Raw genomic sequence first — 24,044 nt, 5'->3', positions numbered from 1 at the left:
TATTAGTACATTAGGTTTGTTTTCTTTTTTGCGAGTCGCATTCGGCAAGGGTTTCAGGCTTTAATTTGATTCCCTCCGTCCGCACCAAATATAGTGACCTGTTCACTCGCGAAAAAGGCGCAGTACCTGAAAAGGGCTGCGCCTTTTCTCGTTCTGGCGGTTTTGTTTTGATTGCCGATAAATTTAACTCTGTGCTTGAGTGGGGGTTGGCATTATGTTGCTGGATAATGCAGCGCTCTTTGCGCTCAAATCTTCGCAGAGGAGTATTCAGGTCGCTGCTTGATGTTTGCTTCTATATATAGAAGGCGTTGAGCGGGCGTCTGGGTGTGAAGGTTTGTGTTTTGCAGTGATCGAGCTGATGACTGCTTGAGCTTAATAATGTGTCTGCTGTTTCTTTGCACGATTGCAGTAGGGTGACTTCTTGAGTTTGACCCACTAGAATGCATGCCCTTGATTATGGGGTCGGAAACGGCCGGCTAACGTCTGTGCAACGAGGAATATCCATGCAAGTTTCTGTTGAAAATACTTCCGCTCTTGAGCGTCGCATGACCATTGGCGTGCCAGCTGAGCGTATTGAGGCTGAAGTCAACAAGCGTCTGCAACAGACTGCCCAAAAGGCCAAGATCCCGGGCTTCCGTCCAGGCAAGGTGCCAATGAGCGTGATCCGTCAGCGTTATGAAGCTGATGCGCGTCAAGAAGCGCTGGGTAATGTGATCCAGGCTTCTTTCTATGAGGCAGTGGTTGAGCAAAAACTGAACCCGGCTGGCCAGCCTTCGGTAGAGCCTAAAGTCTTCGAAAAAGGCAAGGATCTGGAATACATCGCTACTTTCGAAGTGTTCCCTGAATTCGAAGTAACGGGTCTGGATACCATCGCTGTTGAGCGCCTGAGCGCTGAAGTGGCTGATGCTGACCTGGACAAAATGCTGGACGTGCTGCGCAAGCAGAACACCCGCTTTGAGGTGACTGAGCGTGCAGCTCAGAACGAAGATCAACTGAACATTGATTTCGTTGGTAAGGTTGATGGCGAAGTATTCGCTGGCGGTTCTGCCAAAGGTACTCAGTTGGTTCTGGGCTCGGGCCGCATGATCCCTGGCTTCGAAGAAGGTCTGGTTGGTGCTAAAGCAGGCGAAGAGCGCGTTCTGAACCTGACTTTCCCGGCTGACTACCAGAACTTGGACCTGGCAGGCAAAGCCGCTGAGTTCACCGTTACTGTTAACACTGTCTCTGAGCCAAAACTGCCAGAACTGAACGAAGAGTTCTTCGCTCAATTCGGCATCAAGGAAACAGGTCTGGAAGGTTTCCGCGCCGAAGTTCGCAAGAACATGGAGCGTGAGCTGCGTCAGGCAATTAAGTCCAAGGTTAAAAATCAGGTAATGGACGGCCTTCTGGCTGCTAACCCGATTGAAGTGCCAAAAGCGTTGCTGTCCAACGAGGTTGATCGTCTGCGCGTTCAGGCTGTTCAACAGTTCGGCGGTAACATCAAGCCTGACCAACTGCCAGCTGAGCTGTTCGAGGAACAAGCCAAGCGTCGCGTTGTGCTGGGTCTGGTTGTGGCTGAAGTGGTCAAGCAGTTCGACCTCAAGCCTGATGAAGATCGCGTTCGCGAAATGATCCAGGAAATGGCCTCTGCCTACCAGGAGCCAGAGCAGGTTGTAGCTTGGTACTACAAAAATGACCAGCAGTTGAACGAAGTTCGTTCGGTTGTGCTGGAAGAACAAGTTGTGGATACTGTTCTGCAGAAGGCGAAGGTGACCGATAAAGCGGTCTCTTACGAAGAAGCTGTCAAGCCGGTGGAAGCTCCACAAGCCGACTGATTTCTGACTCGTTAGAAAACACTACCATAAGCCAGCCTAGCGCTGGCTTATGCGTATTCAAGACAGAACTATTTGGGAGTGACTGCAGGACATGTCCCGCAATTCTTATATTCAGCAGAACTCTGACATCCATGCCGCTGGCGGCTTGGTCCCGATGGTTGTTGAGCAGTCGGCCCGTGGCGAGCGCGCCTATGACATCTATTCGCGCCTTCTCAAGGAGCGAATCATCTTCCTGGTAGGCCCGGTAGAAGACTACATGGCCAACTTGGTTGCGGCGCAACTGCTCTTCCTTGAAGCCGAAAACCCGGACAAGGACATCCATCTTTACATCAACTCACCTGGCGGCTCGGTGACGGCGGGTATGTCGATTTACGACACCATGCAGTTCATCAAGCCAGACGTATCGACCATCTGCATCGGTCAGGCCTGCAGCATGGGCGCTTTCCTGTTGGCTGGTGGTGCTCCGGGCAAGCGTCACTGCTTGCCTAACTCGCGCATGATGATTCACCAGCCATTGGGTGGTTTCCAGGGGCAGGCGTCGGATATCGACATTCATGCCAAGGAAATCCTCAACATTCGTCATCGCTTGAACTCGTTGCTGGCTCACCACACGGGCCAGACTCTCGAAACCATCGAGCGTGACACTGAGCGTGACAACTTCATGAGCGCTGAGCGTGCAGCCGAATACGGTCTGATCGACTCTGTGTTCAGCAAGCGTCAAATGCCCGCTTAAGCAGCTCAAATGTTGGTGGTTGGGTTAACCGACCACTTGCGGGCTTGAAAAAGCCCGCAGTTGCCTTCATCTTGTGTTGCAAGCCTATCGGATTTGGATCGATCGAATGACTGACACCCGCAACGGCGAGGACAACGGCAAATTGCTCTATTGCTCCTTCTGTGGCAAAAGCCAGCATGAAGTGCGCAAATTGATTGCCGGCCCCTCGGTCTTTATCTGCGACGAATGCGTCGACCTGTGCAATGACATCATCCGCGAGGAGGTGCAGGAAGCCCAGGCCGAGAGCAGTGCGCATAAATTACCATCGCCAAAAGAAATCAGCGGCATCCTTGATCAATACGTGATTGGTCAGGAACGTGCCAAAAAGGTTTTGGCTGTAGCGGTGTATAACCACTACAAACGCCTCAACCAGCGTGACAAAAAAAATGACGACATTGAGCTGGGCAAGAGCAATATCCTGCTGATCGGACCTACTGGCTCGGGTAAAACCCTGCTGGCCGAAACCTTGGCTCGCTTGCTGAATGTCCCTTTCACTATTGCTGATGCAACCACGCTGACTGAAGCGGGTTACGTAGGCGAAGATGTGGAAAACATCATTCAAAAACTGCTTCAGAAATGCGACTACGACGTAGAAAAGGCCCAAATGGGTATTGTCTACATCGACGAAATCGACAAGATTTCGCGCAAATCTGACAACCCTTCGATTACCCGTGATGTTTCCGGTGAAGGTGTGCAGCAAGCATTGCTGAAGTTGATTGAAGGCACAGTTGCTTCTGTACCGCCTCAAGGGGGTCGTAAGCACCCTCAGCAAGAATTCTTGCAGGTTGATACCCGCAACATTCTGTTTATCTGTGGTGGTGCGTTCTCCGGTCTGGAGAAGGTTGTGCAAGCGCGTTCTACTCGCGGTGGCATCGGCTTTAGTGCTGAAGTGCGCAGCAAGGAAGAGGGCAAGAAGGTTGGCGAATCCCTGCGTGAAGTCGAGCCTGACGATTTGGTCAAGTTCGGTCTGATCCCTGAGTTCGTAGGTCGCTTGCCTGTTCTTGCAACCCTGGATGAGCTGGACGAGGCTGCATTGATGCAGATCCTCACCGAGCCAAAGAACGCGCTGACCAAGCAGTACGGCAAGCTGTTCGAGATGGAAGGTGTTGATCTTGAGTTCCGCACTGATGCCCTGAAAGCAGTCGCCAAGCGTGCACTTGAGCGCAAAACTGGCGCTCGTGGTCTGCGCTCTATTCTTGAAGGTGTTCTGCTCGATACGATGTACGAAATTCCCTCGCAGTCTGAGGTGAGTAAAGTCGTCATTGATGAAAGCGTTATAGAAGGCAAGTCCAAACCGTTGTTGATCTACGAAAACAACGAAGCGACTGCCAAGGTAGCACCCGACGCTTAAGTGTATTGCTGCATATTGCACAGCATGCGTTAACCAAGGGGCCTTCGGGCCCCTTTGTTTTTCATGTTGCTCAACGCTTGTTTTTTTTCGAGACAGCCCCCATCTTGGCTTCAAGCTTACTTCCATCTGATTACGGCCTTATGGCCGCCGTAGAGGCGAAATCATGAAGACAACCATCGAATTGCCTCTCCTGCCATTGCGCGATGTCGTTGTTTATCCGCACATGGTGATCCCACTGTTCGTGGGACGCGAGAAATCGATCGAGGCCCTCGAGGCTGCGATGACGGGCGACAAGCAAATTTTGCTGTTGGCTCAAAAAAATCCTGCTGACGATGATCCGAGCGAAGAGGCTCTCTATCGTGTAGGTACTATTGCTACAGTTTTGCAGCTGTTGAAACTCCCTGATGGCACGGTCAAGGTGTTGGTCGAGGGTGAGCAACGCGGTGCTGTTGATCGCTTTACTCAAGCTGACGGCTATCTGAGCGCCGAAGTCTCTCTGATTGACGAAGTAGCCGCTCCAGAGCGCGAGTCTGAAGTTTTTGTACGCAGCCTGCTCTCCCAGTTTGAGCAGTATGTGCAGTTGGGCAAAAAAGTCCCGGCTGAGGTTTTGTCATCGCTCAATAGCATTGATGAGCCAAGCCGTCTGGTCGATACAATGGCTGCCCACATGGCGCTAAAGATCGAGCAGAAGCAAGAAATCCTCGAAATCATCGATTTGCAGATTCGTGTCGAGCACGTTCTGGCATTGCTGGACGCTGAAATTGACTTGCTGCAAGTTGAGAAGCGTATTCGGGGTCGTGTTAAAAAGCAGATGGAGCGCAGCCAGCGTGAGTACTACCTGAATGAGCAGATGAAGGCCATTCAGAAAGAGCTGGGCGATGGTGACGAAGGTCACAACGAAATCGAGGAGCTCAAAAAGCGCATCGATGCTGCTGGCTTGCCTAAAGATGCGATGACCAAAGCTCAGGCCGAGCTCAACAAGCTTAAGCAAATGTCGCCTATGTCAGCAGAAGCCACGGTTGTGCGCTCCTACATCGACTGGCTGGTTCAGGTGCCTTGGAAGGCCCAGAGTAAAGTGCGACTGGACCTCAAGCGCGCTGAAGATATTCTGGATGCCGATCACTACGGCCTGGAAGAAGTTAAAGAGCGGATTCTCGAATACCTCGCAGTGCAAAAGCGCGTGAAGAAAATTCGCGGGCCTGTTTTGTGTTTGGTTGGGCCGCCTGGTGTAGGTAAAACCTCGCTGGCTGAGTCCATTGCTCACGCAACAAACCGTAAATTCGTACGCATGGCTTTGGGCGGCGTGCGTGATGAAGCGGAAATTCGAGGTCATCGCCGTACTTACATCGGCTCTATGCCTGGCAGGTTGATTCAAAAAATGACCAAGGTAGGGGTGCGCAACCCACTGTTCTTGCTCGATGAAATCGACAAGATGGGCAGCGACATGCGCGGTGATCCTGCTTCGGCGTTGCTTGAAGTGCTTGATCCCGAGCAAAACCATAATTTCAACGACCATTACCTTGAGGTCGATTACGACCTGTCTGACGTAATGTTCCTTTGCACCTCCAACTCCATGAACATCCCACCAGCGTTGCTGGATCGGATGGAGGTGATTCGTCTGCCGGGTTACACCGAAGATGAAAAAATCAACATCGCTGTCAAATACCTCGCCCCGAAGCAAATTGAGGCGAACGGGTTGAAGAAGGGCGAGCTGTCGTTCGACAACGAAGCTATCCGCGACATCATCCGTTATTACACCCGTGAAGCTGGTGTGCGTGGTCTTGAGCGTCAAATCGCTAAGATCTGCCGTAAGGCAGTCAAAGAACATGCGATGGAAAAACGCTTTTCGGTCACGGTGACTTCGGAGCTTTTGGAGCACTTCCTGGGTGTAAGAAAATTCAGCTATGGCTTGGCAGAGCAGCAAGACCAAATTGGTCAAGTGACGGGCCTTGCCTGGACTCAAGTTGGCGGTGAATTGCTGACGATTGAGGCGGCGGTTGTGCCAGGTAAGGGCCAGTTGATCAAGACGGGTTCTTTGGGTGACGTGATGGTTGAGTCGATTACTGCTGCGTTGACAGTGGTTCGCAGTCGCGCCAAAAGTTTGGGTATCCCATTGGATTTCCACGAAAAACGTGACATTCATATCCACATGCCCGAAGGTGCCACGCCTAAGGATGGCCCTAGTGCCGGTGTTGGTATGTGTACGGCATTGGTGTCTGCATTGACGTTGATTCCAGTGCGTGCAGATGTTGCTATGACCGGTGAAATCACCTTGCGTGGTCAGGTATTGGCCATTGGTGGTCTCAAAGAAAAGTTACTCGCCGCTCACCGCGGTGGAATCAAAACCGTAATTATTCCAGAAGAGAATGTTCGGGATCTGAAGGAAATTCCTGACAACATCAAACAGGATCTTCAGATTAAACCGGTTAAATGGATTGACGAGGTCCTGCAAATTGCGCTGCAATACGCGCCGGAGCCCTTGCCGGATGTGGCTCCCGAGATTGTTGCCAAGGACGACAAGAGAGAGTCTGACTCTAAGGAAAGAATTAGCACGCATTAATATGGATTCGCCTGATGGGCTTTCTTGACGCTTTTTAGAGCCCTTGTTATAAAGCGGCTCTATTAGGTGTTCGAAGTACTCAGGCAGTCGTGTAGCTTTTACCAAAAAACTTTAGAAACATACTCAGATAGATATAAGGGGACTTAGAGTGAACAAGTCGGAACTGATTGATGCTATCGCTGCATCTGCTGATATCCCGAAAGCTGCCGCTGGCCGTGCGCTGGACGCAGTAATCGAATCCGTCACTGGCGCTCTTAAGGCCGGCGACTCTGTGGTACTGGTTGGTTTTGGTACTTTCTCTGTGACCGATCGTCCTGCTCGCACGGGTCGCAACCCACAGACTGGTAAAACGCTGGAAATTCCTGCTGCTAAAAAGCCTGGTTTCAAAGCCGGTAAAGCACTGAAAGAAGCGGTTAACTAAGTTTCTGTAACACTTTTTACCCAACCGGGTCAGGCGCACGCCAGGCTTGGCAGCGGAGCGGTTGTACAGTCGATGGTTACATCGGCGTGTTACGCCGGGGGTCGCGGGTTCGAGCCCGGTCCGCTCCGCCAGTTACGAGAAGGCGCATCCTCGGATGCGCCTTTCTTCTATCCGGACTCTACCCACGCTCCACGGTTGCTCATTGTGTAAGACCGTTTCTGGGGGAAGCATGCTGCAAAATATCAGGGACAATTCACAAGGCTGGATTGCCAAGACCATCATCGGTGTCATCGTCGCGCTAATGGCGTTGACAGGTTTCGATGCAATTTTTCAAGCCACCTCTACTAGCCAGGATGCGGCCAAGGTTAACGGTGAAGAAATCACCCAAACCGAGCTGAGCCAAGCAGTCGACATGCAGCGCCGTCAACTGATGCAACAGCTGGGCAAGGATTTCGACGCCTCGTTGCTGGATGAAAAAATGCTACGTGAGGCCGCCCTCAAAGGGCTGATCGATCGTAAGCTGTTGCTGCAAGGCGCTAATCAGGCGAAGTTCTCTTTCTCTGAAGCCGCCTTGGATCAAGTAATTCTGCTAACACCTGAATTTCAGGAAAACGGCCAATTTAGCCCTGAACGTTTTGATCAGGTCATTCGCCAACTGGGTTACGGTCGCCTGCAATTTCGCGACATGCTGGCTCAGGAGATGTTGATTGGTCAGTTGCGTGCCGGTTTGGCGGGCAGCGGTTTTGTGACCGATGAACAGGTTAACGCTTTTGCCCGTCTTGAAAAGCAAACGCGTGATTTCTCCTCGCTGAACATCAAAGCTGATCCTGCTGCGGTGAAAGTTAGCGAAGACGAGGTCAAGGCTTACTATGACGAGCACGCCAAAGAGTTCATGACCCCTGATCAGGTTGTGATTGATTACATCGAATTGAAGAAGTCTGCTTTCTTTGATCAGGTGGCCGTCAAAGATGAAGAGCTGCAAGCGCTGTATCAAAAAGAAATCGCCAATCTGGCTGAGCAACGCCGCGCTGCGCACATCCTGATCGAAGTTAATGACAAGGTTAACGACGCGCAAGCCAAAGCCAAGGTTGAAGAAATTCAGCAGCGTTTGGCCAAGGGCGAAAGCTTCGAAGCACTGGCTAAAGAGTTCTCTCAGGACCCGGGTTCGGCCAGTAATGGCGGTGACTTAGGCTTCGCAGGTCCAGGTGTTTATGACCCTGTCTTTGAACAAGCGGTATATGCCTTGAACAAAGACCAGGTTTCAGAGCCGGTTCGCACCAGCTTTGGCTATCACCTTATTAAGCTGCTGGGCGTTGAAGCACCCGAAGTCCCAAGCTTTGCCAGCCTGAAAGACAAGCTGACGCGTGATTTGAAAACTCAACAGGTTGAGCGTCGCTTTGTTGATGCAACCAAGCAGCTTGAAGACTCTTCTTTTGAAGCGTCCGATCTGGCTCAACCAGCACAAGAGTTGAATCTGACCGTTCATACTTCTGCGCCATTTGGCCGTGAAGGTGGCGACGGTGTTGCCGCTAACCGTGCCGTTGTTCAAGCCGCATTCAGCACTGAAGTGATGGATGAGGGCGCAAACAGCACCGCCATTGAGCTCGATCCTGAGACCGTCGTTGTGTTGCGCGTCAAGGAGCACCGCAAGCCTGAGCAGTTGCCTCTGGAAGTGGTAGCGCCGAGCATTCGTGCGCAACTGGTCAAAGAGCACGCCAGTGCAGCGGCCAAAACCAAGGCTGAAGAAATCATCACAGGTTTGCGCGATGGCAAGTTGCCGTTGAACCAGCCAATTGATGGTCAGTCCTGGAAGGTTCAGCAAGCGGTTACTCGCGGGCAAGAAGGTGTTGATCCTGCTGTGCTGCAAGCCGTGTTCCGCATGGCCAAGCCTGCGTCCAAGGACAAGCCGACGTTTGGCAGCGTGACCTTGGCGGATGGCACTGTGGTTGTGCTGCGACTTAATGGCGTCAATGATGCTGCCAAGCCGACGGAAGAAGAAATGGCGAATTATCGTCGTGTTCTGGCTTCGCGCGTAGGTCAGCAAGATTTTGCCGCTTATCGCAAGCAGTTGGAAAACGAGGCGAAGGTGGAGCGCTACTAAGCGTCAGCCTACGCGCGTTGTTTCAATAAAAATGGCTGCTCTTTGAGCGGCCATTTTTTATGGGCGCACAAAGGTCAAAGATTGCAGTCTTCAGCACCGCCCAGACAGTGCCTTAACTAGCAGTCGCTGCTCCTTGCTGATATGAGCGACCCAGCGCAGTGGTGTATCAGAAGCAGGCGTCTCTCAGGCGTCTCTCAGGCTTTGCGATCGCTGCGCTGGCTGCAAACTGACTTCCCGCCTTAAACGCAAAACGCCCAGTGCACTGAATGCACCGGGCGTTTTGAGTGAGCGGCTCGTTTGCAAGAGCCGCTCAGTGGTAGCAACGAAGCGCTTACTCTTCGAGGCTGCCCATAGCGGTGGTGTTGAAGCCGCCGTCTACGTACATGATTTCGCCGCTGATGCCCGATGCCAGATCCGAGCACAAGAATGCGCCTGCGTTGCCGACTTCGTCGATGGTGACGTTACGACGCAGTGGTGTTTGCGCTTCGTTGGCTGCAAGCATTTTGCGGAAGTTTTTGATACCCGATGCCGCCAGAGTGCGGATTGGACCAGCCGACACGCAGTTAACGCGAGTCCCTTCTGGGCCAAGGCTGCCAGCCAAGTAACGTACGCCCGCTTCCAGGCTGGCTTTGGCCATGCCCATCACGTTGTAGTTAGGCATGGTGCGCTCTGCGCCCAGGTACGACAGGGTCAGCAGGCTGCCATTGCGGCCCTTCATCATTGGGCGGCCAGCTTTGGCCAGCGCCACGAAGCTGTAAGCGCTGATGTCGTGAGCGATGCGGAAGCCTTCACGGGTGGTCGCGTCTGTAAAGTCGCCGTCCAGTTGGTCGCCCGGAGCAAAACCAACGGAGTGAACGATGCAGTCCAGGCCGTCCCACTTCTTGCTCAGGTCTTCAAAAACCTTGGCAATTTCTTCATCGCTGGCAACGTCGCAAGGGAAGCACAGTTCTGGGCCCGAACCCCAGCCAGCTGCGAACTCTTCAACGCGGCCTTTAAGCTTTTCGTTCTGATAAGTGAAGGCAAGTTCAGCGCCTTCACGGTGCATGGCGGCAGCAATGCCAGAAGCGATGGACAATTTGCTAGCGACACCGACGATCAGGACGCGCTTACCGGCGAGAAAACCCATGTGTTGTTCCTCTATCAGGTTAATCGACAGCCACTGGTGCCAAAAAGGCGGCTTCCAGCAGCTGTTGTGTATATGGATGTTGCGGCGAGGCAAAGAGACTTTGCGCATCACCCTGTTCGACCACTTGGCCATGCTTGACCACCATCAGTTGGTGGCTCAGCGCTTTGACTACCGCCAGATCATGGCTGATAAACAAATATGTCAGGTTGTACTTGGTTTGCAGCGAGCGTAACAACTCGACTACCTGGCGTTGTACGGTTCGGTCGAGCGCCGAAGTGGGCTCGTCCAGCAGTATCAATGCCGGTTTTAAAACTAATGCTCGAGCAATAGCAATTCGCTGCCGTTGCCCACCAGAAAACTCGTGAGGGTAGCGGTGCCGGGTTTCCGGATCCAGACCTACTTCTCGCAAAGCCTCAATAATGGCTTCTTCTTGCTCTTGGGCGGTGCCCATGCGGTGGATGCGTAAACCTTCGCCGACAATCTCACTGACGCTCATGCGCGGGCTGAGGCTGCCAAACGGGTCTTGAAACACCACCTGCATCTGTCGTCGCAGCGGTCTGACTTCTTGCTGCGACAAACAGTTTAGTTGCTTGCCTTCAAAACGGATCAAACCTTTGCTAGCAATCAGGCGCAAAATCGCCAGTCCCAACGTTGATTTACCTGACCCGCTTTCTCCCACAATGCCCAAGGTCTGCCCCCGTGGCAGGCTGAAGTTAATACCGTCGACCGCTTTCACGTAATCGACTGTTTTACGCAACAGGCCTTTTTTAATCGGGAACCAGACTTTCAGGTCCTCGACTTCCAGCAACGGCGCCCCTGCAATCGTGTTGGCCGGGCCTCCGCTGGGTTCCGCACTGAGCAGTTCCCGAGTGTACGGATGCTGTGGCGAGCGGAACAACTGCTCGCACGATGCTTGTTCGACGATGCAACCGCGCTGCATGACACATACTCTGTGAGCAATTCGTCGAACAAGGTTCAAATCGTGACTGATCAGTAACAGAGACATCCCCAGACGGGCCTGTAATTCCTTCAATAAATCGAGAATTTTCAGTTGGACGGTGACGTCCAGCGCCGTAGTAGGTTCGTCAGCAATCAGCAGCTCAGGTTCGTTAGCCAATGCCATCGCGATCATGACGCGTTGGCGCTGGCCGCCTGACAGTTCATGCGGCAGTGCTTTAAGTCGTTTGTGCGGCTCGGGTATGCCTACCAGCTCCAAAAGCTCCAGGGTGCGCCGTGTGGCGTCCTTGCCGGTCAATCCCTTGTGAATACCCAGCACTTCATTAATTTGTTTTTCAATGCAGTGCAGAGGATTGAGCGAGGTCATGGGCTCTTGAAAGATCATGGCAATGCGATTGCCACGAATATGCCGGAGTTTTTTTTCATCCAGATGCAACAAGTCTTGACCTGCGTATTGGATGTGGCCGCTCGGATGGCGCGCCAGAGGGTAGGGCAGCAGCCGCAGGATTGAATGTGCGGTCACTGATTTTCCCGAGCCGCTTTCGCCTACCAAAGCCAGAGTCTCGCCGCGCTTAATATCGAAATTGACGTTGTGAACTACACGCTGTGATTGCTCGCCACTTACAAACTCGACGGAAAGATCGCGCACTTCGATCAGATTATCCTGCGTCATCTTATTTCCTCGGGTCGAACGCATCGCGAGCAGACTCGCCGATAAACACCAGCAAGCTGAGCATGATGGCCAGCACGGCAAAGGCACTCATTCCCAGCCAGGGCGCCTGCAGATTGGATTTGCCTTGCGCCACCAGTTCGCCTAGCGATGGTGCGCCGGGCGGCAGGCCAAACCCTAAAAAGTCCAGTGCCGTGAGGGTGCCAATGGCGCCGGTCAAAATGAACGGCATAAACGTCATGGTCGAAACCATCGCGTTAGGCAGAATGTGGCGATACATGATCGCCATGTTCTGCATGCCGAGCGCACGTGCAGCCCGTACATATTCCAGATTTCGGCCACGCAAAAATTCGGCGCGTACTACATCGACCAGGCTCATCCATGAAAACAGCAGCATGATCCCTAGCAGCCACCAAAAATTGGGCTGTACGAAGCTGGCGAGGATGATTAGCAGGTAAAGCACGGGCAAGCCTGACCAGACTTCCAGAAAACGCTGACCTGCCAAGTCTACCCAGCCGCCGTAGAAACCTTGGAGCGCGCCTGCAATGACGCCAATGATTGAGCTCAAAATAGTCAGCGTCAGGGCAAACAACACTGAAATTCGAAAGCCGTAGATCACGCGCGCCAGCACATCGCGCCCCTGATCGTCCGTACCCAGCCAGTTTTCAGCCGAAGGCGGCGCTGGTGCAGGGACTTTCAAGTTGTAGTTAATGCTCTGATAGCTGTAAGGAATTGGCGGCCACAGCACCCAGGCATCTTTCTTGGCCAGCAGTTCGCGGATATACGGGCTTTTGTAGTTGGCTTCGAGTGGGAACTCGCCGCCAAAGTCAGTTTCCGGGTAGCGCTTAAGTGCCGGGAAATACCATTCGCCGTCGTAATTAATCGCCAGCGGCTTATCGTTGGCAATCAGTTCAGCGCCAAGGCTCAGGCCGAACAGCACTAAAAAAATCCATAACGACCACCAGCCGCGCTTGTTGGCCTTGAAGCGTTCAAAGCGTCGTCGGTTGAGAGGGGATAGCTTCATCTCAATGCTCCCTGCTTTCAAAGTCGATGCGTGGATCAACCAGGGTGTATGAGAGATCACCGATCAGTTTCACCACCAGCCCAACCAGCGTAAAGATAAACAGGGTGCCAAATACCACTGGATAGTCGCGATTAATGGCGGCCTCAAAACTCATCAACCCCAGCCCATCCAGCGAGAAAATCACTTCAACCAACAATGAGCCGGTAAAGAAAATCCCGATAAAGGCTGAGGGGAAACCAGCGATGACTAGCAGCATCGCATTGCGAAACACGTGACCGTACAGAACGCGGTGGTTAGTCAGCCCTTTGGCTTTGGCCGTGACCACATACTGTTTGTTGATCTCATCCAAAAAACTGTTTTTGGTCAGCAAGGTCATGGTTGCGAAGTTGCCGATGACCAGCGCTGTGACGGGTAACGCTAAATGCCAAAAGTAATCGAGGATTTTGCCGCCCCAGCTCAGCTCATCAAAATTATTAGAGGTCAGGCCGCGCAGTGGAAACCAGTCCAGGTAACTGCCTCCGGCAAACACCACGATCAGTAAAATGGCAAATAGAAATGCGGGTATTGCATAGCCGATGATGATGGCTGAGCTGGTCCAAACGTCGAAATGACTGCCGTGTCGTGTGGCCTTGGCGATCCCCAGCGGGATCGACACCAGGTACATAATCAGCGTGCTCCAAAGCCCCAGCGAAATTGAAACGGGCATCTTCTCCTTGATCAGATCAATTACTTTGGCATCGCGGAAAAAGCTCTCGCCAAAATCCAGTTGGGCGTAGTTCTTGATCATGATCCACAACCGTTCGGGTGCTGACTTGTCAAAGCCGTACATCTTTTCGATTTCTTTGATCAGCGCTGGGTCGAGGCCCTGTGCGCCACGGTAGTTGGAACCCGCCACCGACACTTCCGAGCCGCCGCCCGCAATGCGGCTGGTCGCGCCGTCGAAGCCTTCGAGCTTGGCAATCATCTGTTCAACGGGGCCACCGGGTGCGGCTTGAATGATGATGAAGTTAATCAGCAGGATCCCAAGCAGCGTGGGAATAATCAGCACCAATCGCCTGAATATATATGCCAGCATTTAAGGCTCCAGGCTTTCGCTTGTGGGGTTAATGGACGCATCTTGTTGGGTGCCAGGTTTCATCCACCAGGTGTTCAGACCAATGTCATACAGCGGAGTCACTTTGGGGTGGGCGATATGATTCGAGTACGCCACACGCCACGTTTTGATGTGCCAGTTAGGGATGACATAAAAGCCCCATTGCAGGACGCGATCCAGGGCGCGCGCATAATTGATCAGGCTTTGCCGGGACTCTGCGTTGATCAGGCCTTCTGTCAGTTGGTCGATAGCTGGGTCTTTGAGGCCCATAAAATTGCGGCTTCCGGGTTTGTCGGCATTTTGCGATTCCCAATACTCGCGTTGTTCGCTGCCCGGTGAGTTGGACTGTGGGAAGCTGCCGACAATCATGTCGAAGTCTCGTGAGCGCAGGCGGTTGAGGTATTGCGATACGTCAACGCGGCGAATCTGCAAGTCGATGCCCAGCTCGCTCAGGTTGCGCTTGAAGGGCAGCAGAATACGCTCGAACTCAGTTTGTGCCAGCAAGAACTCAATGGTGACAGGCTTGCCCTGTGCGTCGACCATCTTATCGTCGACGACATGCCAACCTGCTTCTTGCAGGAGTTTGTAAGCGCGGCGTTGTTGCTCGCGAATCATGCCGCTGCCATCAGTGGTGCTGGGCTTGAAGATGTCGGTGAACACCTGATCAGGAATCTGCCCGCGCAACGGCTCAAGAATTGCCAGTTCTTCTTCGGTGGGTGGCGCTTTGGCGGCCATTTCCGAGTTGTCGAAGTAACTGCTCGTGCGGTTGTAGGCGCCGTTGAACAGTTGTTTGTTGGTCCACTCAAAGTCGAACAGCAGGCTCAGCGCTTCACGCACGCGAACATCCTGAAACATGGGCCTGCGCAGGTTGAACACAAAGCCTTGCATGCCCGTGGGGTTGGCATTGCGGATCTCTTCTTTCTTGAGTCGACCTTCATTTACCGCAGGAATGTTATAGGCGCCGGCCCAGTTTTTGGCGCTGATCTCAAACCAGTAATCAAACTGCCCAGCCTTGAGCGCTTCAAATGCCACGCTGTTGTCGCGAAAGTAGTCGACGGTGATGGCATCAAAGTTATACAGGCCCTTGTTGATGGGTAGATCCTTGCCCCAGTAGTTCTTGTTGCGCTCGTAACGAATTGAGCGCCCCGGTTTGATTTCTGTGATGGTGTAAGGCCCGCTGCCTACGGGTATTTCGAGATTGCCTTTGCCGAAGTCACGGGTTTGCCACCAATGCTTGGGCAGCACAGGCAGTTGCCCGAGAATCAGTGGTAGCTCGCGGTTTTTGTTGTGCTTGAAGGTGAACTTCACTTGCAACGGGTTTTCGGCGATTGCGCTGTCCACGTCGCTGTAGTAGCCCTTAAACAATGGCGAGCCATGTTTCATCAAGGTGTCAAAGGTAAACACCACATCTTCGGCGCGAATAGGGTGGCCATCGTTGAATTTGGCTTCAGGGCGCAAGTAAAAGCGTACCCAGCTGTTGTCGGGTGCCTTTTCGATTTTTTCCGCGATCACACCATAGGCGGTAAAAGGCTCGTCGAGTGTTTGTCGGGCCAGGGTGTCGTAGGTCAACTCGATGTCTTCGACTGCCACCCCTTTGTTGATAAATGGGTTGAGGCTGTCAAAGCTGCCGAACGTGGCCTTGCGGAAAGTACCGCCTTTAGGGGCGTCTGGGTTGGCGTACTCGACATGCTTGAAATTGGCCGGGTATTTCGGGGGCTCATCGTAGAGTGTCAGAGCATGTTGCGGGGCGGCCAGCGCGGCGCAGGTCAAGCTGGCAAGCAGCAGGCCTGCCAGAGGTTTTAGCAACGTACGCAAGGGCATCATTGGATATTCTCCGTAGGCTTTAGCCACCACGCGCTTAGGCCCAGGGTGTAGGGCGGCGTAGTCACAAAGGCGAACCGATTACGGTACGCCAGGCGGTGATAATTCAGATACCAGTTAGGAATGCTGTAGTGCTGCCACAGCAGAACACGGTCCAGTGCCCGGCCAGCCGCTAACTGCTCGTCGCGGGTTTGAGCGGCGAGCAGGCGTTCAAGTAGATGATCAACCACCGGATTCGCAACCCCGGCGTAATTTTTACTGCCCTTTATATTGGCTTGGCTGGAGTGGAAGTACTGCCATTGCTCAAGCCCGGGGCTGAGGGTTTGGTCAAGGGTCATCAGAATCATGTCGAAGTCGAACTGATCGAGCCGTTGTTTGTATTGAGCACGATCAACCGTGCGTAAACGTGCGTCGATCCCGATGCTGGCCAGGTTTTCTACATAGGGCTGCAGAATGCGCTCAAGGTTGGGGTTTACCAGCAATATTTCAAAACGCAGTGGCTTTGCTTCGCTATTAAGCAAACGCTGCCCGGAAAGCTTCCAGCCTGCCTCACCTAGTAATCCAAGGGCTTTGCGCAGGGTTTCGCGGGGGATGCCGCGGCCGTCGGTTTGCGGCAAGTTAAAGGCCTGACTGAACAGCTCAGGGGGCAACTGACTGCGCCAGGGTGACAGCATCAACCATTCGTGACCCTGTGCGATGCCCTTGGCGGAGAACTCACTGTTGGGGTAATAACTCATGGCGCGCTGGTAAGCGCCATTGAACAGGGTGCGATTGGTCCACTCAAAATCGAACATCAAGCCCAGCGCCTCACGAACGCGGGTTTGTGCGAAGTTTGCTCGGCGGCTGTTCATGAACAGGCCTTGGGTTTGAGTCGGGATCTGGTGGGTGATTTCGGCTTTGATGACATCTCCCCGTCGCACCGCCGGGAAGTTATAACCATTGGCCCAGTTTTTGGCCTGATGCTCGATATAGATGTCGAATTCACCCGCCTTGAAGGCTTCAAAGGCCACATCGCTGTCGCGGTAAAACTCTACTTCGACACGGTCGAAATTGTACTTGCCGCGATTCACCGGCAGGTTCGTTCCCCACCAGTCTTTCACGTGCTCAAACACGAGCTGCCGCCCGGGCGTGACCTTGGTGATGCGATAAGGCCCACTGCCTAAAGGAGGGTCGAACGTCGTGGCTTTGAAGTCACGCTTTTCCCAGTAGTGCTTTGGCAGAACGGGGAGTTCGCCCAAGCGCAAAATCAACAAGGGGTTACCCGCTCGCTTGAATACAAAACGAATGCGCTTGGGGCCAAGAATGTCTACACGCTGAACTTCTTGTAGGTTGGTTCGATATTGCGGGTGGCCTTCTTTGAGCAATAGGGCGTAAGAGAAGGCAACGTCGTAGGCGGTGATTGGCTTGCCATCGTGAAAGCGCGCTTCAGGACGAAGGTTGAAAACCACCCAGCTGCGGTCTTCGTTGTATTCCACCGATTGTGCAATCAAGCCATAGCTGGCAGTAGGCTCGTCACCCGAAGGCGCGTATTGCCCTGTGCCCGCCATCAGGGTTTCGTTGAGCTCGTTGACCCCATATTGCAGAAAATTGGGGGTCGACACCGGGCTGGTGCCTTTGAAGGTATAAGGGTTCAGCGTGTCAAAGGTGCCAAATGCCATCACTCGCAGCGTCCCGCCTTTGGGCGCTTGCGGGTTGACCCAATCGAAATGGGTAAAGGTGGCTGGGTATTTGAGTGTGCCGAACTGGGCATATCCATGGCTTTCGCTCAGGGTTGCGCACGCGGGGAAGCTCAAAGCCAGGCTGATTAAAAGCAGGAGCAGGGGACGCATCAAGTCAGAGATCCGATCCGGGCGTTGGGCTTAAGGTTTCCGTACAGTAACAGCTTGTATCTGTAGGAAAAAGGCCACTCCAGAAAGCACTGCGGGCAAGTAGCCTCCTGCAATCTTGTAGGAGTCTGCTTGCCCGCATTGACGTGTGCTTTGTGCTTAGTGCGGTTTGTACACAGTCAGGATTTGCCCCGGTTTCAAGGCTTTGGCGCTGTTTGGGTTCCAGCGCTTGAGATGCTGCATTTCAACGTTGAAGCGCTTGGCCACGATGTACAGCGAATCGCCTTTTTTGACCTTGTAGGTCGTGGCTTTTTTGGCGGCGGGCTTGCGGGTGTCTTGCATAACCAGCATTTGACCAGCCTTGAGGTTTTTGCCGCTCAGCTTGTTCCAGCGCTGCAGGTCTTTGACATTGACCTTGTTAGCCTTGGCAATCAGGGTCAGGTTGTCACCGCTTTTGACCCGATACTTGCGGTTGAGCCGGACGGTGTCTGTGCTGGCCAAGTTTTCAAACACGGCCTTTTTGGGGCGCAGACTTACTAACTCTTCAGGTTTGAGGTTGGACAGGCTGGTGGTCAGCAACTGTGCCTTGGACGTTGGCACCAGCAAATGCTGTGGGCCGTCCATTGTCGCGCGCTGCTTGTAGGCCGGGTTCAGTTGGAACATTTCGTCTTCGTCGATCTCAGCCAGGGCTGCCACGCGGGACAGGTCCATAGACTGTTTGATTTCGACCATTTCGAAATAGGGTTCGTTGGCAATCGGGTTCAGGTTGATCCCGTAGGCCTCTGGTGCCATGACCACTTGGGACAGGGCCAATAATTTAGGAACGTAGTCTTTGGTTTCCTGCGGCAGTGGCAGGTTCCAGTAGTCAGTGGGCAGCCCGAGTTTCTCATTGCGTTCGATGGCGCGGCTCACGGTGCCTTCCCCGGCGTTGTAGGCAGCCAATGCCAGCAACCAGTCACCGTTGAACATGTCATGCAAGCGCGTCAGGTAGTTCATCGCCGCCAAGGTTGAGGCGGTGATGTCTTTGCGGCCGTCATAGGCGCGGGTTTGGCGCAGGTTAAAGTAGCGGCCGGTCGAGGGAATGAACTGCCAGAGGCCTACTGCATTTGCGTGGGAATAGGCCATTGGGTTGTAGGCACTTTCGATAACCGGCAGTAAGGCCAGCTCCAGCGGCATGTTGCGCTCTTCGAGGCGCTCAACGATGTAATGGATATAAAGGCTGCCGCGCTCACCCGCGTTTTCGAGAAAAGAAGGGTTGCTGGCAAACCACAATCGCTGTTGCTCGATACGTGGGTTCACGTCCACGCTGTCCTGCAACTTAAACCCTTGGCGCATCCGTTCCCATACATCTTGCGGGGCGACGGGGCTGGGTTTGTTGCTGAGCCAGATCGGTTCTTGAGGAATGCGTTTAGTTACTTTCAGGCTAGGTCTTTCGGCGGTTTGTGCCGAATGATCAATGCTTTGGCAACCCGCGAGCACAGCGGACACGGCCAGCGCGATGACTTGCGCCAGGCGCGTCAATGCGTCTGATTTGATGGAGTTACGTATAAATGACGACATTGGCTGGAAGATAGTTCCGGGCAAAAATGTCGGGGGATTCTAGAAAGCAGGGGGGGCGCGGTCAACTGTTCAGATTTTTTGTGCCAACCGCGACTCTGATTAGAAGGTGTCTTTCCAACTGCGCAAGCTGGCAAAGACGGCGCTGGGCGAGTCATTGTGACGCTTGCTCCACTCATCAGCTTTTTCTTTAACGGATGTTTCATTGACCCGTAAAAAGGGGTTAGTGCGTCGCTCAAGGGCCAAATTGGACGGCAAACTGATGCGGCCTTCAGCGCGCCACTGGGTGACTTGCTCAATTCGTGCGGCGATGTCCGGGTTGCAAGGCTCCACGGCTTGGGCAAAGCGCAAATTGCTGAGCGTGTACTCGTGGGTGCAATAAACGAGGGTTTGCTCAGGTAAAACCGCCAGTCGGCTCAATGAGCGGTGCATTTGTTCGGGTGTACCCTCAAACAAGCGGCCACATCCGGCAGCGAACAGCGTGTCGCCACTAAAGACCAGAGGGTTTGATGACGTGCTGTGAACGTAAGCAATGTGACCCAAGGTGTGACCCGGAACAAGGAACACGTCGAACTCCAGCCCCAGTACAGTAATGCGATCGTTGTCGTTGAGCGCCACTTGCCGCGCCGGGATGTTTTCCAAAGCAGGCCCCCACACTTTGGCGTCCGTAGCTTTGAACAACTGTTCTACACCGCCCACATGATCGAAGTGATGGTGGGTGATCAGGATGTCACTCAGCACCCAATCGGGGTGTTGAGCCAGCCAGGTCTGAACGGGGGCGGCATCGCCCGGATCGACCACGGCGCAGCGCTTGTTGGTTGTGTCTTGTAACAACCAAATGTAGTTGTCGCTGAAGGCGGGCAGGGCATCGATCTGTAGCATGGTGCAATTCCCAAGTGCGAGACAAAGGCGCATCTTAGGGCTTGTGAAAGTAGATGGCGAGTTGGAGGAGCAATGACCGATAAAGCATTGGCTCAGGCGGATCCTGAGTGGTTGGCGCTGATCAGTTCGGCCCGCGAATGGTTGTCGAGCCCGCTGGGGCAACTGCTGCTTGACGATGAGCAGCGCGTACTTGAAGACGAGTTGGGCAGGTTTTTCGGTGGCTATCTGGTGCATTACGGCCCGGGTGCGGACACTCCGCCAAGCGCCCCGCAAGTGCAACGCAATGTGCGTTTAGGGGCGCCTCTGCCGGGGGTTGAGATCTTTTGTGACGAGCAGGCTTGGCCTTTATGTGAGCATGCTGCCGATGTGGTGGTGTTGCAGCATGGGCTGGATTTTTGCCTGTCCCCTCATGGTTTGTTGCGTGAAGCCGCCAGCAGCGTGCGCCCCGGGGGCCATTTGCTGATTGTGGGTATAAACCCGTGGAGCCCGTGGGGCATGCGGCATTTTTTTGCCAAGGATGCCCTTAAGAGTGCGCGCTGTATTTCGCCGTCGCGGGTCGCCGACTGGCTGAATCTACTGGGCTTTGCGCTGGAGAAACGCCGCTTCGGGTGCTATCGTCCGCCGCTTGCTTCTAAGGCATGGCAACGCCGTTTATCTGGCTGGGAGCACAAGGCGGGAAGCTGGCAATTGGCCGGTGGCGGCTTCTATATATTGGTCGCGCGCAAAATGGTGGTGGGCTTGCGGCCCGTCAACCAGATCCGCCGCGAGCCTATGGGCAAGCTTATTCCCCTGCCGATGGCCAAGGTTAATCGGCGTCACTCTGAGCCTTGATTGTCTTTTAATAGCAGGTTGGTGTTATCCGGCCTCAGGTGCTGTCGATCCATGATTGGCAGGCCGATGCACTACTTTCTGGATAGGTTGTAATGAGCGATAGCGTTGAAATGTTCACTGATGGTGCCTGCAAGGGCAACCCCGGCCCCGGTGGTTGGGGAGCCTTGCTGGTTTGCCAGGGTGTTGAAAAGGAGCTGTGGGGCGGTGAGCCCAACACGACCAACAATCGCATGGAGCTGATGGCCGCCATTCGTGGCCTTGAAGAGCTCAAGCGCCCTTGCGAAGTGCTGTTGGTGACAGATTCACAGTACGTGATGAAAGGCATCACCGAGTGGATGGTCAACTGGAAAAAGCGCGGCTGGAAAACCGCCGCCAAAGAGCCCGTCAAAAACGCCGACCTGTGGAAACTGCTCGATGAGCAGGTCAATCGTCATACCGTGAAGTGGCAATGGGTACGTGGGCACATTGGCCATTACGGCAACGAGCGGGCTGACCAGTTGGCCAACCGCGGGGTCGATGAAATGCGAGGAATCAAGCATGCGTAGTGTGGTGCTCGATACTGAAACCACGGGTATGCCGGTCACCGATGGCCACCGTGTGATCGAGATTGGTTGCGTCGAGTTGATGGGCCGTCGTCTGACCGGGCGGCATTTTCATGTCTATTTGCAGCCCGATCGCGAAAGTGACGAGGGCGCCATTGGCGTCCACGGCATCACCAACGAATTTTTGGTGGGTAAACCGCGCTTTGCTGAAGTGGCTGATGAGTTTTTCGACTTCATCAAAGGCGCGCAGCTGATCATTCATAACGCTGCGTTCGACATCGGCTTCTTGAACAACGAATTTGCCCTGATTGGGCAGATGGATCGAGCTGATCTTACGCAGCACTGCACCATCCTCGACACCCTGATGATGGCGCGGGCGCGTCACCCTGGCCAACGCAACAGCCTCGATGCCTTGTGCAAACGCTATGGCGTTGACAACTCAGGTCGTGAGTTGCACGGCGCGTTGCTCGACTCCGAGATTCTGGCCGACGTTTACCTGACCATGACCGGCGGGCAAACCAGCCTGTCGCTGGCGGGTAACGCCTCTGACGGTAATGGTTCGGGTGAAGGTTCGGGCAATCAGGCGACTGAAATCCGCCGATTGGCGAGCGACCGCCAGCCGGGTCGGATTATTCGAGCTAGCGAACAAGACTTGGCTGAGCACGCCCAGCGTCTTGAGGCCATCGCCAAATCGGCAGGCGGCCCGGCGTTATGGACCCAGTTACTTGAAGCCAAAGGCCAGACCCTGCAATAACGAAGGGTCAGAGGCTTGATTGCGTGAGTGGGTTCTGCGCGTCAGGGATAAGGATTTTCGCACCATGTACTTAGTCATGAACCCCACCGACCCACACGTTTCGGTACGTTTGGCTGATGAAGGTTTTGCTCCCTATGTATGGGGTAATGACTTCAGCTTTGAAGTTCGGGCATATGCCTGTGCTGATCCGTATAAAAAGGTCGAGCAGTGGCCGTTGGAGCAGATCGCGCCATATCGCAAATGTTATGGCATTGATCCGGACGAATTTGCTGCTTATCGAGGTGCACACGACAGTGCGGTGTTCATGGCGTATCTGGACAACCAGCCAGTGGGTCACGTTGTGGTGAGTACCAACTGGAACGGTTTTGCCCATGTCGACGAGCTGGCAGTAGCTGCCTGCGCACGCCGTCACGGCGTGGCCAAGTCGTTACTGGAGGTGGTGAAGTTCTGGAGCCACAAAAAAAACCTCCCGGGGATCATGCTTGAAACCCAAAACAACAACATTGGCGCGTGTCGCTTATATGAGCGTTGTGGCTATCAAGTGGGCGGGGTTGACCATCTGCGTTATCGCGGCATTGATCCGCAAACCCGTGAAGTGGCGATTTTTTGGTATTTGCTGTTTAAAGAGCCAGCTTGAACAACTGCGCCTAAAGCGTCACCAGCCCCTGATCACTCAACAAACTTTCGGCCTTTTGGCCCACGATATCGAGCAGTGACTTAAGTGCTGCGCTGGGCTCTGAACCAGCGCGGGTCAGCGCAAACAGTGTCACCGGGATTGCGGGTGATACCGGGCACACATCAAGCCCGCTGGCTTTGGCGCCGACAGCGGTAAACGGGTCAACCAATGCCAGCCCTTCGCCTGCTTCGACCATGTTGCGCATCATCTGATAGCTCTGAACCTGAATCTGCACCACGGGCGCGGGCCGCAGATTGTAGAGCTTGTTATCGAGCACGCGGCTCAGCGGGTCAGGATGTTGCAAAGCGATCATCGCTTGGCCTGCTAAATCTTGAAGTGCTATGTACTTTTGCTTGGGCGATAACCAGCCGTGGGGCGCGAGCAGTTGCACTTTGCCTTGCGCCAGCGCCACACATTCGATACCTGACAGCTGTGGGGCATGCAAACTCAAGCCGACATCGCATTCGGCCAGCAACAAGCGGCGCACAATTTCAGCACAGGGCTGGCTGCTTAAAGTAATGGGCGTATCGGGAAACCGGCGCTTGAGGCTCGCAATGCTGTAGGGCATCAGGGGTTGAGCCAATGTGTCGCTACAGACCACGCGCAAGACGGGTTCATGATGCTGACGCAAACTGTCAGCCAGGCGACGCAGGGGTTCAAGTTGCAGATGCAACTCGTCGATAAGAGGTTGAAGCAGCAGTGTTTCGCGAGTGGCCTGCAGCCGCCCGCGAACGCTGGCAAACAGCATAAAACCGAGCTGCTGCTCAGCTTCCTGCAATGTTGCGCTCAGTGTTGCCACGGGCATATGCAGCAACTCGGCGGCGTGGCCGAGGTTGCCGGTTTGCACAATGGCCTGAATCGCTTCGATGTGGCGTAAACGCATGCGTGAAGTCCATGTTCAGCGGGCGAGGCCTGACGTTAAGAAGCCTGACCCTCGCCCATCCTTTGACTTGCGCGATATGCCGTAAAAAGCAGGTAATGCTTAGACAGCGGGTGCAGGATCACGAATCAGAATGACTTCTGACTGAACCAGTTGGAACTGCTCATCATCAATTTTTTTAACGCGATCGCCAATGGCCAGCTTGTAGGTTGCAGCGCCTGCTACTTCTGAATCTTGAAACTCATGCACGGAATAGACACGGCCTTCCGCATCCCTTGCATGAAATTGACCAACGAGAACTGCCGCCATTTGTAGAGAACCTCTGGAGATAAACACCCAATTTTCGGTTCTGTAGACCGTTGTTCAGTAGGGGAAGTTTAGCAATG

The 24,044-nt window shown here is 53.9% G+C and carries 20 protein-coding genes; 10 read left to right on the top strand and 10 right to left on the bottom strand.

The annotated features are described in order from the left end of the window. Window positions 1-503: 503 nt before the first annotated feature. From tig to ACZRJQ_RS12075, 6 genes are all read left to right on the top strand, one after another. On the top strand, window positions 504-1,814 hold the full coding sequence (tig, locus tag ACZRJQ_RS12100; protein WP_463978593.1) for a trigger factor: 1,311 nt from the start codon (window positions 504-506) through the stop codon (window positions 1,812-1,814). Between the two features lie 91 nt (window positions 1,815-1,905). Continuing rightward, window positions 1,906-2,547: an ATP-dependent Clp endopeptidase proteolytic subunit ClpP gene (gene clpP / locus ACZRJQ_RS12095; RefSeq protein ID WP_095001709.1), complete on the top strand. Its 642-nt coding sequence runs from the start codon at window positions 1,906-1,908 to the stop codon at window positions 2,545-2,547. A gap of 106 nt (window positions 2,548-2,653) precedes the next feature. Beyond that, window positions 2,654-3,937, top strand: a complete 1,284-nt coding sequence (gene clpX / locus ACZRJQ_RS12090) for an ATP-dependent Clp protease ATP-binding subunit ClpX (RefSeq protein ID WP_463978592.1) — start codon at window positions 2,654-2,656, stop codon at window positions 3,935-3,937. Between the two features lie 163 nt (window positions 3,938-4,100). After that, the gene (gene lon, locus ACZRJQ_RS12085) at window positions 4,101-6,497 is read left to right on the top strand and encodes an endopeptidase La (RefSeq protein WP_463978591.1); all 2,397 of its coding nucleotides are present in this window, start codon (window positions 4,101-4,103) and stop codon (window positions 6,495-6,497) included. A 148-nt stretch (window positions 6,498-6,645) separates the two neighbouring features. Further along, on the top strand, window positions 6,646-6,918 hold the full coding sequence (locus ACZRJQ_RS12080) for an HU family DNA-binding protein (RefSeq protein WP_003183171.1): 273 nt from the start codon (window positions 6,646-6,648) through the stop codon (window positions 6,916-6,918). A gap of 229 nt (window positions 6,919-7,147) precedes the next feature. Then, entirely contained in the window at window positions 7,148-9,019 is a 1,872-nt protein-coding gene (locus tag ACZRJQ_RS12075; protein WP_463978590.1) for a SurA N-terminal domain-containing protein, read from the top strand. A gap of 331 nt (window positions 9,020-9,350) precedes the next feature. Here the strand turns inward: ACZRJQ_RS12075 and fabI are convergent, their stop codons facing one another. The 8 genes from fabI to gloB all read right to left on the bottom strand — a co-directional run bounded on the left by fabI (window position 9,351) and on the right by gloB (window position 19,975). Further along, on the bottom strand, window positions 9,351-10,145 hold the full coding sequence (gene fabI / locus ACZRJQ_RS12070; RefSeq protein ID WP_463978589.1) for an enoyl-ACP reductase FabI: 795 nt from the start codon (window positions 10,143-10,145) through the stop codon (window positions 9,351-9,353). A 19-nt stretch (window positions 10,146-10,164) separates the two neighbouring features. Beyond that, complete coding sequence (locus tag ACZRJQ_RS12065; RefSeq protein ID WP_463978588.1) at window positions 10,165-11,775, bottom strand: ABC transporter ATP-binding protein; 1,611 nt, start codon at window positions 11,773-11,775, stop codon at window positions 10,165-10,167. Between the two features lies 1 nt (window position 11,776). Continuing rightward, window positions 11,777-12,796 (bottom strand): ABC transporter permease, encoded by a 1,020-nt coding sequence (locus tag ACZRJQ_RS12060; protein WP_463978587.1) that lies wholly within the window; start codon window positions 12,794-12,796, stop codon window positions 11,777-11,779. Between the two features lies 1 nt (window position 12,797). Next, the gene (locus ACZRJQ_RS12055; RefSeq protein ID WP_463978586.1) at window positions 12,798-13,871 is read right to left on the bottom strand and encodes a microcin C ABC transporter permease YejB; all 1,074 of its coding nucleotides are present in this window, start codon (window positions 13,869-13,871) and stop codon (window positions 12,798-12,800) included. Next, complete coding sequence (locus ACZRJQ_RS12050) at window positions 13,872-15,713, bottom strand: extracellular solute-binding protein (protein WP_463978585.1); 1,842 nt, start codon at window positions 15,711-15,713, stop codon at window positions 13,872-13,874. It lies immediately after the preceding gene. Further along, on the bottom strand, window positions 15,710-17,539 hold the full coding sequence (locus tag ACZRJQ_RS12045; protein ID WP_463978584.1) for an extracellular solute-binding protein: 1,830 nt from the start codon (window positions 17,537-17,539) through the stop codon (window positions 15,710-15,712). Before ACZRJQ_RS12045 ends, ACZRJQ_RS12050 begins: the two co-directional genes overlap by 4 nt. A 156-nt stretch (window positions 17,540-17,695) precedes the next feature. Then, window positions 17,696-19,096 carry a transglycosylase SLT domain-containing protein gene (locus ACZRJQ_RS12040; protein ID WP_463978583.1) on the bottom strand — a complete coding sequence of 467 codons (1,401 nt, stop codon included), beginning with the start codon at window positions 19,094-19,096 and terminating at the stop codon, window positions 17,696-17,698. Between the two features lie 99 nt (window positions 19,097-19,195). Beyond that, window positions 19,196-19,975 carry a hydroxyacylglutathione hydrolase gene (gene gloB, locus ACZRJQ_RS12035; RefSeq protein ID WP_463978582.1) on the bottom strand — a complete coding sequence of 260 codons (780 nt, stop codon included), beginning with the start codon at window positions 19,973-19,975 and terminating at the stop codon, window positions 19,196-19,198. A gap of 72 nt (window positions 19,976-20,047) precedes the next feature. On the opposite strand from gloB, the gene ACZRJQ_RS12030 reads away from it, so the two are divergent. From ACZRJQ_RS12030 to ACZRJQ_RS12015, 4 genes are all read left to right on the top strand, one after another. After that, window positions 20,048-20,806, top strand: coding sequence for a class I SAM-dependent methyltransferase (locus ACZRJQ_RS12030; protein ID WP_463978581.1), 759 nt, complete (start codon window positions 20,048-20,050; stop codon window positions 20,804-20,806). A gap of 92 nt (window positions 20,807-20,898) precedes the next feature. Continuing rightward, entirely contained in the window at window positions 20,899-21,351 is a 453-nt protein-coding gene (gene rnhA / locus ACZRJQ_RS12025; protein WP_048363607.1) for a ribonuclease HI, read from the top strand. After that, complete coding sequence (gene dnaQ / locus ACZRJQ_RS12020; RefSeq protein WP_463978580.1) at window positions 21,344-22,102, top strand: DNA polymerase III subunit epsilon; 759 nt, start codon at window positions 21,344-21,346, stop codon at window positions 22,100-22,102. Before rnhA ends, dnaQ begins: the two co-directional genes overlap by 8 nt. A gap of 64 nt (window positions 22,103-22,166) precedes the next feature. Beyond that, on the top strand, window positions 22,167-22,739 hold the full coding sequence (locus ACZRJQ_RS12015) for a GNAT family N-acetyltransferase (protein ID WP_463978579.1): 573 nt from the start codon (window positions 22,167-22,169) through the stop codon (window positions 22,737-22,739). A gap of 10 nt (window positions 22,740-22,749) precedes the next feature. Here ACZRJQ_RS12015 and ACZRJQ_RS12010 read toward each other — a convergent pair whose 3' ends face one another. Together ACZRJQ_RS12010 and ACZRJQ_RS12005 are read right to left on the bottom strand one after the other, a co-directional pair. After that, entirely contained in the window at window positions 22,750-23,661 is a 912-nt protein-coding gene (locus ACZRJQ_RS12010) for a LysR family transcriptional regulator (RefSeq protein WP_463978578.1), read from the bottom strand. 99 nt (window positions 23,662-23,760) lie between these two features. Next, window positions 23,761-23,967: a hypothetical protein gene (locus ACZRJQ_RS12005; RefSeq protein WP_463978577.1), complete on the bottom strand. Its 207-nt coding sequence runs from the start codon at window positions 23,965-23,967 to the stop codon at window positions 23,761-23,763. Between the last annotated feature and the right edge of the window lie 77 nt (window positions 23,968-24,044).

The sequence above is a fragment of the Pseudomonas sp. E315 genome (genome assembly GCF_055406205.1).
The sequence above is the reverse complement of the archived record's forward strand: the minus strand, read 5'-3'. Positions and strand labels throughout refer to the sequence as shown.